Consider the following 16,558-nt stretch of genomic DNA (forward strand, 5'->3'; position numbering starts at 1 on the left):
AACATTTTTCCGATTATGGCTAATCCCTTATTCGAACATAAACTCAATACCAATCGACGGCACTTTCTGAGCAAACTCAGTTTGGGCGTAGGAAGTCTGGCTTTAGGTTCTCTTTTGGTACCTGATATATTTTCGGGCAAAGAAGGAGCAAGTGATAGTTTGCCCTTGGGCTTTTCTCATTTTGCTCCCAAAGCCAAGCGTGTCATTTACCTCTTTCAAAATGGAGCTCCTTCCCAATTGGAAAGTTTCGACTACAAACCCAAGCTCAATGAATTGCATGGGCAGGAACTCCCAGAATCAGTGAGGAATGGACAGCGTTTGACGGGCATGACTTCCGGGCAGAAAAGCTTTCCTTTGATCGGCTCAAAATTTGGTTTCAAACAATATGGTCAATCCGGAGCCTGGGTGAGTGATCTCTTCCCCAATATTGCCAAGATCGTGGACGATATTTGCATCGTTCGCAGTATGCATACAGAAGCGATCAATCATGATCCGGCTTTGACCTTTATGCAAACTGGCGCACAACAAGGAAACCGACCCAGTATCGGTGCCTGGATGAGTTATGGATTGGGGAGTGAAAATAAAAATCTGCCTTCCTTCTGTGTTTTGCTTTCGCGGGGTAGGGGAAATGGGCAAGGGGTTTACTCTAAACTCTGGACCAATGGCTTTTTGGATAGCATCCATCAGGGCGTACAATTTAGTAGTGGAGAAGATCCTGTTCTCTACCTTAACAATCCCAAAGGAGTAAAAGACAGCGAGCGAAGAAATATGCTGGACAAACTCGATCAGCTCAACTCTATGAGTTATGAAGAGTTTGGTGATCCAGAAATTCATGCCAAAATACAGCAATACGAAATGGCTTATCGCATGCAGACGGCGGTGCCAGAAATTACGGATTTAAGTAAAGAACCCGAGCACATCATTCGGATGTATGGGGCGGATTGTCTCATTCCCGGAACCTATGCAGCCAATTGTTTGCTGGCTCGTAAACTTTCGGAATCAGGTGTTCGCTTTGTGCAGTTATACCATCAGGGTTGGGATCAGCATGGAAACCTGGTGGGCGAAATGCCTCTTCAGGCTGAGGATTCCGATCGTGCATCGGCAGCTTTGGTGATGGATCTCAAACAAAGAGGCTTATTGGATGAAACCCTGGTAGTATGGGGCGGAGAGTTTGGCCGAACCAATTATGGACAGGGAGCCTCAAGTCGTGAAAACTATGGGCGTGATCATCATCCAAGAGCCTATAGCATTTGGATGGCTGGCGGAGGTGTAAAGCCGGGTGTGGTGTATGGGGAAACCGATGAAATCGGATACAATATCGTGAAGGACCCGGTGCATGTGCATGATTTCCACGCGACCATGATGCACCTAATGGGACTCAATCACGAACAACTTACCTATAAGCATCTTGGACGTAGATATCGTCTGACAGATGTACATGGAAAAATCGTACCGGGGATATTAGCATGAGTAAAGCAGGATATATAATTAGGCAAGTCGCCTTCGTTTGTCAGATTCTTATTTTGTTTCTCCTTTTTTTTGAGGAAAAGGTCGAGGTACCTCTTTTGCTTCAACCGTTGGGGAGATTGCATCCTTTATTACTGCATTTACCGATTGGTTTTCTGGTATTGCTGGGCTTTCTGGAAGTGATAAAAAAGGAATTCTCAGATGAAGCCTTTTGTAAGCTAAGGAGCATTCTTTTGCATGTCATTGTTCTGACGACTTCGGTTAGTGCACTCATGGGATTTTTCCTTTCTCGCGAGGGAGGCTATGGAGCCGATATGATGGACCTGCATAAATGGACAGGCGTAGGTTTGAGTTTTCTGGCCTATGGACTACTGTATGTGGATCAATTGGTTCCCAAACAAAAATGGATCTATCCTGCGGGACTCATCAGCTCTTTGGTTCTTCTGATTTTTGCCGGACATTTTGGTGCGAGTTTGACACATGGAGAAGATTTTGTCTGGGCGCCTTTACAGGAAGAAGAAGTACAAACCTATGATCCGGAAGCTCCGGCCTATCAAACAGCCATTTACCCTATACTAGAAGCCAAATGTGTCACTTGCCATAAAGAAGAGAAGAGTAAAGGCGATCTCATCATGACTTCAGTAGAAGCCATTTTAAAAGGAGGGGAAGAAGGCCCCATTTGGGAAGCTGGTGATACGGAAAATAGTCTGATAGTTCAGCGCATGTTGTTGCCAGTAGAGGAAAAGAAACATATGCCACCCCGAGGAAAATCTCAGTTGGAGCCGATGGATATTGCCCTCATTTCAGCCTGGATATCTGAGGGAGCAGATATGGAAAAGCCTCTGAAAGCTTTTGAAGAGCAAAGTGAGTTTGCCGCCCTGGCCGAAAAGAAAATCGACCGTTTATATGCCAGTCAGGAGAAGGCCTATAGCTTTGAATTTGCTTCGGATAGAGTAGTGGAGGAAATCAATACGCCCTTTCTGACTCTGGGAAAAAGCAGCTATGATTCTCCGGCTTTATTTGCCAGTTTCTATGTAGCTCAGGAATATGATCCCCTGAAGCTGGAAGAACTAAGCAAAGTTAAAGAACAACTTGTTTCCCTCAATTTGATGAATATGCCCGTCGGAGATGAGGTTATACCCACTATATCGCAATTTGCGAATCTGGAAAAATTGAACCTCAATGGGACGAATGTTAGCGGCGCAAAACTTTCGGAGCTAGCAAAGCTTCCCAAACTCAAATCTCTGGCTTTATCCAGCACAGCAGTTGATGTAAGTTCGCTTCAATCAGTTTTACCTCAATTCCAAAAGCTGGAAGAAGTCTTTCTTTGGAACACTTCTTTTAAAACAGAAGACTTTCAGGGCTTGCAGGAAAGCTATCCGGCTATTGCCTTTTACCAGGGTTTCCTCCCTGACAATACAGAGCGCTTGAAATTATCCATGCCTTCTTTACTCAATAAAAAGAGTGTATTAGCATCCACCGATAAAGTTCGCTTTAAAAATAGCTTTCCTGGTTCTCAAATGAGATACACAATAGACGGAAGCGATCCGGATAGTAGTTCGACCTTGTATGAAGGCCCTTTCGGAATCGAAGGAGTTACGGAAGTTCGGGTACGAGAATTTATGGAGAATTGGGAGAGCAGTGATGTGGCCAGCTTTACCTTTTTTCCTCGAGGGAAAATAGCAGATGCCAGCTTTCTGACCTTCGAACCCAATCCCAAATACAAAGGAAATGGAGCCCAAAATCTTCAGGATGGGGAGAAAGGAGAAGCCGGAAACTTCACAGCCAAAGAATGGCTGGGTTATCAGGACAGTCCTTTCGGTGCTGTATTCAAATTTGATCAGCCGACAGAATTGAGCCGACTTTCACTCAGCTACGCCCTCAATTCCAATGTCTATATCATGGCGCCTACATCGGTAGAGATTTGGGGCGGAAAGGATGAGAATTCACTTCAATTACTCAAGAAGCATAACCTACCTCGCGCCAAAGACTATGAGCCGAATCGCGTAGCCGGAATAGACCTGGCTTTTGATCCGGTTTCTTATACGACTTATAAGGTTGTTGCAAAGCCCTTAAATCCCATGCCTTCCTGGCATAGAGGTGCAGGAGATAAAGGATGGGTCTTTGTAGATGAGGTGTTTTTGTATTGAGTAATGAGAATTAACCTCAATCATTCCCTTTTTACTAATTACTTAAGTTTGGCCCTATTTTTTACGGTTATAGGATATGCCTAAATCTTGGAATGAATATGAGCTAAGAAAAACTATTCAAGAATATTTCCTGCTGTTAGAAAAGAACCAATCAGGGTTAAGCTTTAATAAAAGTAAAGTATATAGAAAATTGCACGAGGATATACCAACTCGTTCAGTAAAATCTATTGAATACAAATTTCAAAATATTAGTGCTGTTCTGTATGAAGAGAAAATTCCCTATCTATCTGGATTAAAACCAAGGTTTAATTACCAAAAATTAATGAGACTAATTGTATTAGAGGAATTAGGTAGTTTAAAAATTAGACCAAAGGAACCTTGGGAGATTTTAACGGATAAGCTAAAAGAAATCAAAGTGAAGGAGCCATTAAAGGTCTTGATAAAAGGTTCCGGAAGGTTTGGTTTAACGATAGAAAAAGAACTAGGCATTTTACAAAATAGTGATAAGAAGGCTGACTTTATGGGAATTGAGTTGAAAACCAAAGCAGGTAAAACTCACCAAACGCTTTTTGCTAGAACTCCCAGTGAATACTTTGCTGTTAGAAGTAAGAGCGAGTTTTTCGATTCCTTTAGCTATTATGATAAGAAGAATGATAGGAAAGCTTTATATACATCTGTATCATCGCTTGGAGATTCCCTGGGTTTCACCTTGGTAGCTTCCAGGAACTGTATAGAAGTTTATAAGGATAATAATTGCTTGATGAAGTATAGCTTAGGGAAACTAGAAGAAGCTTTGTTATCAAAACATTCGCAGACGTTTTTTATTACGGTAAAGAGTTTAAGGAAGGATGATATTGAGCGAATGGAAATACAGAAAGTAGTTTACTGCAAGAAACCTTCTATTGAAAACTTTGTAGAATTGGTTAAAAAAGGGAAGGTTCATCTAGATTTTACTCTATCAGAAAAAAATGGGAAAATAAAAGATCATGGATTTTTATGGAGAATACATCAAGAAGCTATAGAAGAACTATATCAATCCAGAGATGAAATTCAACTAATTTAAGTCTTCATAGCAATCCCTAAAACCTCTTCTCCTTCAAGAGCGCCTGATAGGCATACATCTCATCCCTGAGTCTCGCAGCTTCCACAAAGTTCAACTCTTTGGCAGCAACTTCCATTTCCTTTCGGATATTTGAAATCTTCTTTTTGATTTCATCACCGTCCATGTACTCCGCAGCTTCTTCCGCAACCTGACTTACGTTTTGCTCAAACTCTTCATAGCTGGTGGAGCGATTTCCGAGTGCAGATTGGAAGATGTCTTTTTTAGGGCGAATGACAGTTTTTGGGGTAATGCCGTGTTCTTTATTATAGGCGATCTGTTTTTCTCTTCGATAATCGGTTTCATCCATGAGTTTTTTCATAGAATCGGTGATCCGATCTGCATACAAAATCACTCGGCCTTCGGCATGACGTGCCGCACGACCAGCGGTCTGAATAAGAGCCTGCCCAGATCGTAGAAAGCCTTCTTTATCGGCATCCAAAATGGCGACCAAAGCTACTTCCGGTAAGTCTAGCCCTTCTCTCAAAAGGTTTACCCCCACTAACACATCAAATTTCCCTTCGCGGAGCTCTCGGAGGATGTCCACCCTTTCCAAAGAATCAATATCCGAATGCAAATAACGCGTCTTGATATTGAGGTCGAGGAGATATTGGGTGAGTTCTTCCGACATGCGTTTGGTCAGGGTCGTAACCAATACACGGAAACCTTGCTTTACCACTTCATCTACCTCTTCCAAAAGATCATCTACCTGGTTACTTGCAGGTCTGACTTCGACCGGTGGATCCAGGAGTCCTGTGGGTCTAACGATTTGTTCTACAACCACCCCATCGGCTTTCTCCAACTCATATTCTGAAGGAGTAGCGCTCATGTAGATGGCCTGATTGACGATGGAATTGAATTCCTCAAATTTTTGAGGGCGGTTATCCAAAGCGGAAGGCAATCGGAAACCATGTTCTACGAGGCTGAATTTTCTCGATCTATCGCCATGATACATGGCTCTAACCTGGGGAATGGTTACATGACTTTCATCTATCACCAGCAAAAAATCCTCCGGGAAATAATCGATTAAACAATGCGGACGGCTGCCTGGCTTCCTTCTGGATAGATATCGAGAGTAGTTCTCAATTCCCGAACAGTATCCCAACTCGCGCATCATCTCCATATCGAACTCTGTACGTTCTTTGAGTCGATTGGCTTCCAGGAACATTCCCTGAGCTTCGAAATGATTGACCTTTTCAACCAAATCTTCCTGAATTTCTACCAAAGCCGTATTAAGTGATTCTCTTCTTGTTACGAAAAGGTTGGCAGGGTAAAGGGTGAAGTCCCGCATTTCTTCCTTGCTCTTTCCACTTTCCGGATCAAAGCGCTGAATCCTTTCCACTTCATCCCCAAAAAACATGATCCGTATGCCCCAGTCATCATAAGCCGGATAAATATCGACCGTATCTCCATTAACCCGAAATTTTCCTGGCTCGAGCTTGGTCTGGGTACGACTATAGAATAATCGCACAATGCGATCGAGGAATTGATTCTGGCTAACCTGCTGACCGACATTGGTATAATAGATATTTGAGAGGAAATCCTCTGGTGCACCGATGCCATAAATACAGGAGACCGAGGCAACAACAATCACATCTCTGCGGCCAGAAGCCAAAGCTGTGGTTGCTCTAAGTCTGAGTTTTTCGATGTCTTGATTGATCGAAAGATCTTTTTCAATATAGGTATTGGAGGATGCGATATAGGCTTCCGGTTGGTAGTAATCATAGTAGGAAATGAAGTACTCCACCATATTGTCTGGAAAGAACTCCTTAAATTCTCCGTACAGCTGAGCTGCCAGGGTTTTGTTATGGCTGATGATGAGGGTAGGGCGGTTGAGTTCTTTGATCACATTGGCAACCGTGAAGGTTTTACCAGAACCGGTTACCCCCAGTAATACCTGGTGGCCTTCTCCATTTTCCACTCCTTCGGTAAGTTGGCGGATAGCTTCAGGTTGATCCCCTGCAGGTTTGAAGGGAGATTGTAAGTCGAAAGTATGTTCAGACATAAAAGAAAGGCTCGCGTGTTTGTTTCCCAAATTTACTGAGAAATACGGACAAATCTGTGCATAAAATAGCCGAGCAAGCTGGGCTGTCTTCCCGGAATATTAACAATGAAATGGGAAAAATATTCGGGATCTCTTGCTCCTGCTAGAGATCCCGGATAAATTTTGTCCGCAAACTCTCAAAATTTTCCGGGATGACGGCTTTTTGCGTGGATTTTTAGTGTGTTAATTTTGCATCCTTAAGCGGCAATCCTGATCAGCTGTCTAAGATTATTCGATAGGAAAAATTGGCTTATTGCCTTCTCACACTATTCGCCTCCATGATCAGGACGCTCTTGGCATTTTCGGGCTGGACATGGGAGTAATTTCCTCCGCCTCTTCTTGCGAGTTGAGTCAACTCTTCGGCTACTCTGATATTTTCTAGTTTGTTGAAGAGGAGAACACTAAGGGAAATGGAATTGAGAGATTTCTTGCCTACATATTTCAAGAGACCATCATTGACATCAAAGGCTCCGTCTGAGGCCATGATGATACGGTTATTGCCTCCGGCAATGAAATTCCGTTCGGCAACTTTATAGGCTTCTTTCAGGCCTTGCATGGCCTTGGTTTTGCCTCCGGGACGCATAGACCGGATGGCAGATTTAATTTCTGCTTTGAATAAAGCAGAAGTGGGATTGAGAATAACGCGGGCATCTCCTGAGTAAATGATGATAGATACTTCATCTTCCGGGCGCATTTGATCCACGAGGAAGCTGATAGATTCTTTGAGGAGATTGAGTTTTTCGGGTCGATCCATTGAGGCAGAAACATCAAGGAGGAACACCATATTATTGGAGGCTGCTCCTTGCAGGCTATTAGGGCCTGGAGTTTTCTTTTTCTTATCTGCCAGCATCTGGACTTTGTCAGGAGTAATGACTTTAAATAAAGGCACTTCTTCCATTTCTTTCACGAATACACGATTGGCAAATCCGATGAAGCGATTGTAATAAGCGGCAATCCCGTATTTGTGGTGGTTAAACACAGCCAGCATGCGCTCATTATAGAAATAGTAGGAATTACCATAGACTTCAAAATCTTCCGGCATCCAGCCTTTTTTCGTGTATTCATCGGCGCGGAGTTGAATTTGCTCCGCATATTTGATCATGTGGCCATAGCCACTGCTTTCTACATTATAATACAGGTCTAGTCCCAGGAGATTGGCTCGAGAATTTTCTTTCATACGCTCAGCTACCTCAACAGAGGCTTGCAGCATTCGCGAAAGTTGAGGCAATTTCTTGGGTTGTTCATCTCTTACAGCAAAGAGAATTTCCCGGCTGTAATTCATGATATTCTGCAAACTCTTCAAGGCTGGAGGAATGGGCTCAGATAATTGCTGACACAGCCTTTCCATCTGATCTTTTTGAAACTGAATTTCTCCATACAGTTTCTCCATCTCTTTCAGAATCCCATAGACATGTGTGAGTTCCTTATCCACTCGATATTGTCTGATCCTCACATATTGACTTAAAGAGTCAGTCAGGCCTAATACCGAAATCAAAGAAAAATATAGTTCATCACGATATTTATTGAGAATACTTCTTTGAGGCATGGGAATGTAGCCATTGCCTACAGAAGTTTGTTCGTATAGCTCCCTAAGATCTACGGTGATTCCCCCCTCTGCTGGCTTGGTCGCACAGACCGCTTTCAATTTAGAATTGAAAGCAAAATCACTGACAAACTGACGAGTTTCGAATTTGAGGCTGGAGGATTTTCCCAGCTTATAGAGATTGGCTTCCTTATTGAATCTTTCAAGCTTAACATGAAGATCCCAAAGTAAATGAATAGTCTCGTTGGTAAACTTGACGTAGGAATTTACTGCCTCGTGCTTCTTGTCTAATCGAGAATCACGGGTATTTTGCGCATTTCCTACCAGATTTGCCGCCAGAACAATAAATACAACTACCCAAATGCGTCTACACATAGCCTTGCTAAGATTCAATAATAAGCGTTACGTTCAATTTTCTATTGAAAGTGGATAATTGGGGGAAGATTCAGGTTGGCAATATATACAGCTCTACAGGATAAACGCATCAATCCTGTTTCAATGGTAAATAATAGCCCTTTCCTTTACGATAACATAGTAAGTTTGGTCATTACTCCTTTTGCATATATGTGTATTTTCGTAAGGTCCCAGGTCCCAGACTTCCTTCATTTGAAATGTAAAGATTTCCCTCTTCATCAAAGCACATTCCTTCTGGTTGTGGAAATTTCTTAGAAGGGAGATGTTTTGCCTGGGTGATTTGTTGTAGTCTATTAACTACAAGCAGCATATTACCATTGGAAGCCAGTAAATATATCTCTTTTGTCTTAGGGTGAACAGCGATTGCAGAAGGTCTGAAATGGGAACTTTTGTCCGGATTAAACTTATCTGCAAACTTCTTTTCACTTTTGGACTTTGAATTTTTCTTGAGGAATTTCTTGATATCATCAAGATCTATAACCAGGAAAGGATTGGGCCTAAGGCTTCTGGTTTCCGGATCCCATGATACAATTACCTGTTTGTCTTTATACTTGATCCCCATCAATTTATCAGATTCCTTGCTGGATATAAGGAGCAAGCGAGATTCAGGATCATAGCCCAATCCCTCTGTATCATTTGAGGTAGAAAGGGCCGTCTCATGAGATTCTGTAACGGGAGAATCCGATCGGTAATTATTTACTTCATACACATCCCCATCACTTCTTAGTACATAGGCCGTTTCTCCCAAAATTTCTATTCCTTCAAAATCTCCTGTACGTCTGAATCTATGTTTTGAAACAATCTCTTTTGTATCGGTATCCATGATGAAAATCAGGCCCTGCTCATCCTGAACCATAGCTAGTTCTTTCATGCTAATGGAGGCCAGTCCCGAGACTTCCTGCAGAACGGATGGAAGATCAACGGCCCATTCAGGTTCTGATAAATCATAAGGAAAAGCAGCTGCGGTCAGGACTTTCCTATCATCCATACCTCTACTCTTACTTTCTTCTTTTTGAGAGACTTCTTTACCTTTTGATTTCCCTCCCTCCTCACATGCTCCCGTCGATAAGAGAAGAATGCTGAGAATGCTGCTGATTATGAATTTCATAGATTTCCTTTCTATTGGGTTGTTGCAAGTATAAAGTTAATAAAAAAAGGCGCATACCTCCCTAAAGAGATATGCGTCTATCTTTAAAAGAACGATTTTAAAAGAGCGATAATTCCTTTACGCTAAAAGTAAAGGCTGGATTATTATTGTAAATTCTCTAATTCAACTTTCAAGGCATTCAAAAGAAGGTCGCAAACTTCTTCAAATTCTCTCACCAAATCCATCAACTTTTCCTTCTCTTCCGAACAGGTAGAAATGTGCTCAATATCCTTCATAAGCCTGATAAGATCAGGATTACCTAAAATATTGATGGAAGACTTATACTTATGAGCTGTGGCACCCAAAGGGCCATATTCCCGTGATTGTAGTTGTCCCTTCATTTCCTGTAAAACATCCGGTGATTGATCAACAATGAGTTCCAGAATTTCTATCATAAACTCATTGTCATCGCCGGTGAGCGATCTTAGGTGTCCGAAGTCGAGCGAAAATTTTTCTGCCTGCATATCTGAAAAGTGCTGGATTAACAAATCCCCTGGGGGAGCAATACTATTTTTGTCTGGCTCAGAAGTTCTTATTCAGAGCTTCCCAAATATTGGATGTGTTTTGAAATAAAACAAAATAAAAATATTGGATATTTTACATGATAAAATAATTGATATACAGAAGCAATCGCATTGAAATAAGAGGGCTTGGTTAAAGAGGAAATTATTTTCTGCACTGTAATATTTGCTGTATATAAGACTTTGTTTTGCGAAATAGCTCGGATAGATTGCACACTCATTTAAAAAGAAGACCAATAAGGAAACTTCCCATGCAAAGAAAATTTCTCAATAAAGTATTTGTTATTGAAGACGATATGATCTTTGGTAAAATCTTGCAGAGGGCTCTAATGCAAGAAGATAATTACGATGTTCATGTCTTTCAAAATGGACAAGACTTCTTTGATAATATCCATCTCAACCCGGATATCGTGAGTATAGATTATAATCTTCCCGATATGAATGGTCTGGATATTCTCAAACAGGTTAAAAGATACAATGAAGATATAGCAACCGTAATCCTTTCCGGACAGGATAAAGTTGAAGTTGTGGTTGAAGCCTATACAAATGGTGCAAATAACTACATCATTAAAAATGAAAATGCAGTCGTGGAACTCACCAATGTGGTCAAGAATCTCGGGAAGAATGTGAGTTTGAGGAAAGAGGTAGAGGTGCTTCGCGAGGAGATCATTGACAGAAATAAATACAACAAGATCGTAGGAGAAAGTCAGGGAGTATTGAAGGTCTTGAAGATGATACAGAAGGTGGAGAAGAGCAATATCCTTGTATTGATTACAGGGGAAAGTGGAACCGGAAAAGAGGTTATTGCCAATACGATTCATTATAGTTCTCCCATGGCTCGCAAGCCGTTTGTTCCTGTCAATGTAGCAGCTATTCCCGCCGATCTAATTGAGAGTGAATTATTTGGGCATGAAAAAGGAGCTTTTACCGGAGCCACCGGTCGTAGAATTGGGAAGTTTGAGGAGGCAAATGGAGGAACAATCTTTTTGGATGAAATTGGGGAAATGGAGTTAGGGCTTCAGACAAAATTGCTGCGGGTATTGCAGGAAGGAAAGATCACAAGATTGGGATCCAATAAGGAAATACCCCTTCAGGTAAGGGTCCTGGCTGCGACGAATAAAAATCTGGGAAAAAGGGTGCGTGAAGGATATTTTAGAGAGGATCTTTATTATCGTCTGCAGGGATTCCTGATTCATCTCCCTCCTTTGAGAGAAAGAGGAAATGACATTGTGATTCTGGCCAAGCATTTTCTGGAAAACTTCTGTAAGCAGAATCGCATGCAGACAAAGGTGATCACCAAAGAGGCTTTGGAGTCTATGATGGCACACAGCTGGCCTGGGAATGTGAGAGAATTAAAGGCTTTGGTCGAAAGGGCAGTCCTGATCTCTGACAACAATCAAATTGATGTAGATGATCTGATTTATTCAGACACGATATAATAATGACTCGGAAAATAGTAGATGAAGGGACCTTTAGGTCCCTTTTTTTGTGGAAAGAGTAATTAAGAACAAGGATTAACAAAGACCTTCGGTCTCATTACAAGGGGACGGAAACAGCCCTTCCCTTCACCATTTCTTGCTCTTACTTTCTGATAAAAAGGTATATGCCTTCGAGGGTGTTTGCATGTTTAGAGTTGAAGTCTCAGATGATCCCCTCAGAAGTACAAGAACACGAGAACACTCTTTTCTTTCTACTCCATCCATTCCCAGGCACTGTGGTAGGCATTTATTTCCTCAACATAATCGAGAAAGGCCTGGTAAAAGCCATGCTTACCCAGAGTGGCACTATCACCTATCACCACCAATCTTTTTCTGGCTCGTGTAAGAGCCACATTCATCCTACGAATATCCTTGAGAAAGCCAATCTCTCCTTTAGCATTTGATCTAACGAGGCTGATATAGATAATATCTCTTTCCTGTCCCTGGAAACCATCGACGGTATTTACATTGATGTATTGCTGAAAAGAGCTCAGCATCGGGCTGCTTTGCAGTTGATTTTTTAGCGTTTGGACCTGGGCTTTGTAGGGGGAAATGATGCCTATAGAGAAAGCTTTTTCAAAAGTCTCCGGTACTTCTTCATGGAGTTGGTTGAAAGTAAGAGCCAAATGCTTGAGGAGCAATTGGGCTTCTTCCGGATTAAAGGTGCTTCGGCTATTACTATTGACTTTCTCATCAAAGCCACAGCCAGCTGTATCGATGAAACTAAGCGCAGGGAAGCTAGATCCCAGGAGTCGATATTTTACACTTGGATCTGCTTTCAGTTCTCCATGATAAAACTGGCGTGCAGAAAATTCCATGATCTGCTCATTCATACGGTACTGTTGATCGAGCATGACATCGACTTCCTTACTTTCAATCACATGCTGAAAGAGGCTGATCCCCAATCCCTGTTTTTCTGCTTCGAAACTCTTGACAGTAGGAGGGAGCTGTTGATGATCTCCAGCCATGATGACACGACCCACTTTCTGAATAGGAATCCAGGTAGCAGGAGCCAAAGCCTGTCCCGCTTCATCTATCAAGACTGTATGGAATTTTTTCTTTTGTAGCTGGTTGCTAGCTGCTCCACTGAGGGTAGCCGTGATTACAGGTGTTCGATTGATTACCTGATGAAGGATATAGCCTTCCAGTTTTTTTGCATGTTGTTTGAGTTCCCGGGCTTCCTGCCGGAGTTCCTGCCTTCTCCTTCTTTGTTCCGAACCGAAATTCCGTTTGAACTTCAAGGCCGTTTTTCTGACTGCTTCAGCCTCTTTTCGCATTTTGCGAAGCGCAGGATAATCCGGATGCTCACTGATGGCCCCATCGAGGGTATGTTTTTGAAGGGCTTCATCTACCCGGGCCGGATTTCCCAGACGTACTACATCCATTCCCATCTCAATACACTTCAAAGTCAGGAGATCAACGGCCGTATTGCTGGGGGCACAAACGAGAACCTGATGTTCATGCCTCAGAATTTCTTCAAGAGCATAGATCAAAGTCGTGGTTTTTCCAGTTCCGGGAGGGCCATGGATAATCGCGACATCCTTGGCTTCCAATACCTTTTGAACCGCTCGGTTTTGAGAGGCGTTGAGTTGGGGATGCTTAAAGGTAATTTCCCATTTATGAAATTCGGCTTTTCGACTTCCTAATAAAGTCTCGCGGAGCTCTCGGAGTCTTTGGTTGTCCCCGGGTTTTTGGAGATTGTCTAAAGCCGCTCGCATTTGCTGATAGGTTTTGTCATCAAATTCGAGGTCCATCCCCAATTTTGCTGCATGCAGCCAGTCCGGAATACTCTCACTGCTGAGGGCAATCTTTAATCGCTTTTTCCCCAATAAAGAAATAACTCCGGTAAGTCTGCCTACTTCCTCATCAGCTACGGTCCCAAAAACGGATACAACACTCCCTGATTGAAAATGTCCTCTGGGTTTGGCCTTATCTTCGGGAAGGTCAATCTCGAGGCTATATCGTTCTCCCAAACCCAGCATGATATGCTTGAGATGTAGCGGATACCAGCTTATTCCTTTCTGGATACGTTCTTTGAGAGATCGATCAAGAACCAAAGACTTATACAGCTTCAGGTCTTCTTCCTTTTCTATTTGGAGAAGTTTTAATTGATGGGCAATACTTTCTTTGCTATCCATCAATTGCTAAAGAATTCACGGATTTTGGCAAACAGCCCTTTTTGTTCGGAAGTAGGTTTCGGCACAAAATTGTCCGAGTTTGCGAGCTTTTGGATAATCTTTTTCTCTTCGGAGCTCAGATTTTGCGGAGTCCAAACATTGATATGTACCAGCAAATTACCTACCCCATAGTTGTTGATATTGGGTAAACCTTTGCCTCTTAAACTTACCACCTTGCCTGCATGTGTACCGGGATGGATTTTGATGCGAACTTTTCCATCAAGGGTGGGTACTTCAACTTGTGTACCCAGTGTTGCTTCAGGAAAGCTAATAAACAGCTCATGCAGAAGGTTATCTCCATCTCTTTCAAAGTGATCATGGGCTTTTTCCATAATCTGTACAATGAGATCTCCGGGACTTCCTCCTTTCAAACCTGCGTTTCCTTTTCCTCTGACACTAAGGCTCATACCTTCCTGCACACCCGCGGGGATTTTTACACTCACTACGGACTCTTCCTGAATACGGGCTTTCCCCTCACAGGTACTACATGCCTTGGAAACGATTTTCCCATCTCCCTGGCAAGTAGGGCAGGTTGAAACCACGATCTGCTGGAAGAAGCCTCCTCCCGCTTGCTGGCGTATTTCTCCTGCACCCTGACAAGTGGGACAGGTATTAAATGCGCTACCCTGATCTGCTCCGGTACCGGAACAGCTATTACAGGCATTGTAGCGATTGAGTTTTATTGTTTTTTCTACTCCCTTGGCAATCTGTTCCAGGGTGAGGGTGAGTTTTATGCGAATGTCAGAGCCTCTCTGTCCTCTTCTCCTTCTCGATCTTCCTCCGCCACCAAAGAAATCACCGAAGGGGCTATTGCCGAAAATATCACTGAAGATATCTTCAAATCCCTGTCCGCTGAATCCTCCTCCGGCACCACTTACTCCCGCATGACCAAATCGGTCATATTGCGAACGCTTTTGGTCGTCGCTCAATACCTCATATGCCTCCGCAGCTTCCTTGAACTTCTCAGCGGCACTTTCTTCGGGGTTGATATCCGGGTGGTATTTCTGGGCCAGTTTGCGATAAGCTTTTTTCATCTCATCTTTGCTCGCCCCTTTGTTTACACCCAGGACCTCATAATAATCTCTTTTAGCCATGAGGATTATTCGCCAACTATTACTTTAGAAAATCTAATGATGCGGTCTTTAAACTTATATCCTTTTTCAACCTCGTCAACCACTGCTCCTTTTTTCTCTTCTTCTTCTACGGGAATGCTAGTGATTGCCTCGTGTATTTCCGAATCAAAGTCTTTACCTATACTATCGATAGGCTCAACTCCTATTTTTGAAAACTGTTTTCTGAAATTGGAAGAAACCAGTTCGATTCCTTCTTTTATAGCTGTCAGATTGTCAGTTCCTTCTATTGCTTTCAGGGTCCTGTCAAAATTGTCGAGGATGGGAAGCAATTGAAGAATCAAATCCTGATTGGCGAAACGGATGCCATCTGCAAGCTCTTTGGTTTTTCTCTTACGAAAATTGTCAAAGTCTGCCTGCAAGCGCAATACACGTTCGCTTAGCTGTTTTTTCTCTTCTTCTGACTCCCGTAATTTTAGTTTAAGCTGCGCTATCACTTCAATCGCCTCATCAACACTGGCTATATCTTCTACTTCTTCAGCCTTATTATCCGCCTTCTCTTTTCTCCCTTCAGCTTTTTGCTCCTGACTTTCTTCCTGGAGCTTAGCTGACTGTTCGATTTCCTCTTCTTTTTTGGATTTTTTAGCCGACTTTTTACTCGCTTTGGTCTTATTTTTCATAATGCCTTAGGCTTTTTCCTTTTTAAAGCTTTTCGCTTGCTAATTTAACACAATTTATGCCAATGACATATTGGCAAATATTTCTGTCAGTCTTGTCATGCCTTAGATTTTGCCAATTTTTTAATGCAGAAAAGATCAAGTAGAAGTATACTTGATCTTTTTCTGTGATTTTATGTAAAAGCGCTTAGCTGCTTTTATAATTCTTTTGAAATTGTTGCCAGGTCTGATTGAGATATGCATCTTCTCCCAGGAAATTGAGAATCATAAGCATCTCATCTGGTTTATGATAACCCGGGACATTGGTAATCAGTTTCGAATTGGAATCCAGAAATGAGGTAGTCGGATAAGAAGGTCTTCCCTGCATAAGAGTTACCGCCCACTCATGAATACCGTTTCTGCCTATCTCCGGGCGATGCTTATAGGTTTGCCCATTGATGGTGAACGTGGTGGTGGTTTTCTCTGCATCAAACTTTACCGCATGAAAATTGGCATTGATGTATTTGATCACTTCCCCTTTAGAATAGGTTTCGCGATCCATTACTTTACACCATCTGCACCATACAGTTGTAAAATCTACCAGGATTTTCTTTCCATCCTTTTTTGCCAGTTGAACTGCCTCCTCCATACTCAACCAGGTGATACTTTCCGGCTCATTCTCTTCTACCGGCTGAGCATTGAAACCGGAAAATAACATCCAGGATGCTATCGCGATTCCAGCAAGTATTATAGATAATTTTTTCATGAGAGTATTTTTATTCAGCTACCAGA

General features: G+C 42.4%; 12 protein-coding genes. 4 read left to right on the forward strand and 8 right to left on the reverse strand.

The features are described 5' to 3' along the window. Window positions 1–15: 15 nt before the first annotated feature. From R8P61_27960 to R8P61_27970, 3 genes are all read left to right on the forward strand, one after another. The gene (locus R8P61_27960; GenBank protein ID MDW3650945.1) at window positions 16–1,470 is read left to right on the forward strand and encodes a DUF1501 domain-containing protein; all 1,455 of its coding nucleotides are present in this window, start codon (window positions 16–18) and stop codon (window positions 1,468–1,470) included. Further along, complete coding sequence (locus tag R8P61_27965; GenBank protein ID MDW3650946.1) at window positions 1,467–3,617, forward strand: c-type cytochrome domain-containing protein; 2,151 nt, start codon at window positions 1,467–1,469, stop codon at window positions 3,615–3,617. Before R8P61_27960 ends, R8P61_27965 begins: the two co-directional genes overlap by 4 nt. Before the next feature lie 76 nt (window positions 3,618–3,693). After that, window positions 3,694–4,680, forward strand: coding sequence for an MvaI/BcnI family restriction endonuclease (locus tag R8P61_27970; GenBank protein MDW3650947.1), 987 nt, complete (start codon window positions 3,694–3,696; stop codon window positions 4,678–4,680). Between the two features lie 16 nt (window positions 4,681–4,696). Here the strand turns inward: R8P61_27970 and uvrB are convergent, their stop codons facing one another. The 4 genes from uvrB to R8P61_27990 all read right to left on the reverse strand — a co-directional run bounded on the left by uvrB (window position 4,697) and on the right by R8P61_27990 (window position 10,328). After that, window positions 4,697–6,721 (reverse strand): excinuclease ABC subunit UvrB, encoded by a 2,025-nt coding sequence (gene uvrB / locus R8P61_27975; GenBank protein MDW3650948.1) that lies wholly within the window; start codon window positions 6,719–6,721, stop codon window positions 4,697–4,699. A 289-nt stretch (window positions 6,722–7,010) separates the two neighbouring features. After that, a complete protein-coding gene (locus R8P61_27980; protein ID MDW3650949.1) occupies window positions 7,011–8,678 on the reverse strand; it encodes a VWA domain-containing protein in 1,668 nt (555 codons plus the stop codon). 172 nt (window positions 8,679–8,850) lie between these two features. After that, entirely contained in the window at window positions 8,851–9,825 is a 975-nt protein-coding gene (locus tag R8P61_27985; GenBank protein MDW3650950.1) for an SdiA-regulated domain-containing protein, read from the reverse strand. 143 nt (window positions 9,826–9,968) lie between these two features. After that, window positions 9,969–10,328 (reverse strand): Hpt domain-containing protein, encoded by a 360-nt coding sequence (locus R8P61_27990; protein MDW3650951.1) that lies wholly within the window; start codon window positions 10,326–10,328, stop codon window positions 9,969–9,971. Between the two features lie 308 nt (window positions 10,329–10,636). On the opposite strand from R8P61_27990, the gene R8P61_27995 reads away from it, so the two are divergent. After that, window positions 10,637–11,824, forward strand: coding sequence for a sigma-54 dependent transcriptional regulator (locus R8P61_27995; protein MDW3650952.1), 1,188 nt, complete (start codon window positions 10,637–10,639; stop codon window positions 11,822–11,824). Window positions 11,825–12,075: 251 nt separating this feature from the next. Here the strand turns inward: R8P61_27995 and R8P61_28000 are convergent, their stop codons facing one another. The 4 genes from R8P61_28000 to R8P61_28015 all read right to left on the reverse strand — a co-directional run bounded on the left by R8P61_28000 (window position 12,076) and on the right by R8P61_28015 (window position 16,532). Further along, window positions 12,076–14,001 carry an AAA domain-containing protein gene (locus R8P61_28000; GenBank protein MDW3650953.1) on the reverse strand — a complete coding sequence of 642 codons (1,926 nt, stop codon included), beginning with the start codon at window positions 13,999–14,001 and terminating at the stop codon, window positions 12,076–12,078. Then, a complete protein-coding gene (gene dnaJ, locus R8P61_28005; GenBank protein MDW3650954.1) occupies window positions 14,001–15,134 on the reverse strand; it encodes a molecular chaperone DnaJ in 1,134 nt (377 codons plus the stop codon). Before dnaJ ends, R8P61_28000 begins: the two co-directional genes overlap by 1 nt. Before the next feature lie 5 nt (window positions 15,135–15,139). After that, window positions 15,140–15,790, reverse strand: coding sequence for a nucleotide exchange factor GrpE (locus R8P61_28010; protein ID MDW3650955.1), 651 nt, complete (start codon window positions 15,788–15,790; stop codon window positions 15,140–15,142). A gap of 184 nt (window positions 15,791–15,974) precedes the next feature. After that, a complete protein-coding gene (locus R8P61_28015; GenBank protein ID MDW3650956.1) occupies window positions 15,975–16,532 on the reverse strand; it encodes a DUF255 domain-containing protein in 558 nt (185 codons plus the stop codon). Between the last annotated feature and the right edge of the window lie 26 nt (window positions 16,533–16,558).

This window comes from Bacteroidia bacterium (genome assembly GCA_033391075.1).
Classification (GTDB): domain Bacteria; phylum Bacteroidota; class Bacteroidia; order J057; family J057; genus JAWPMV01.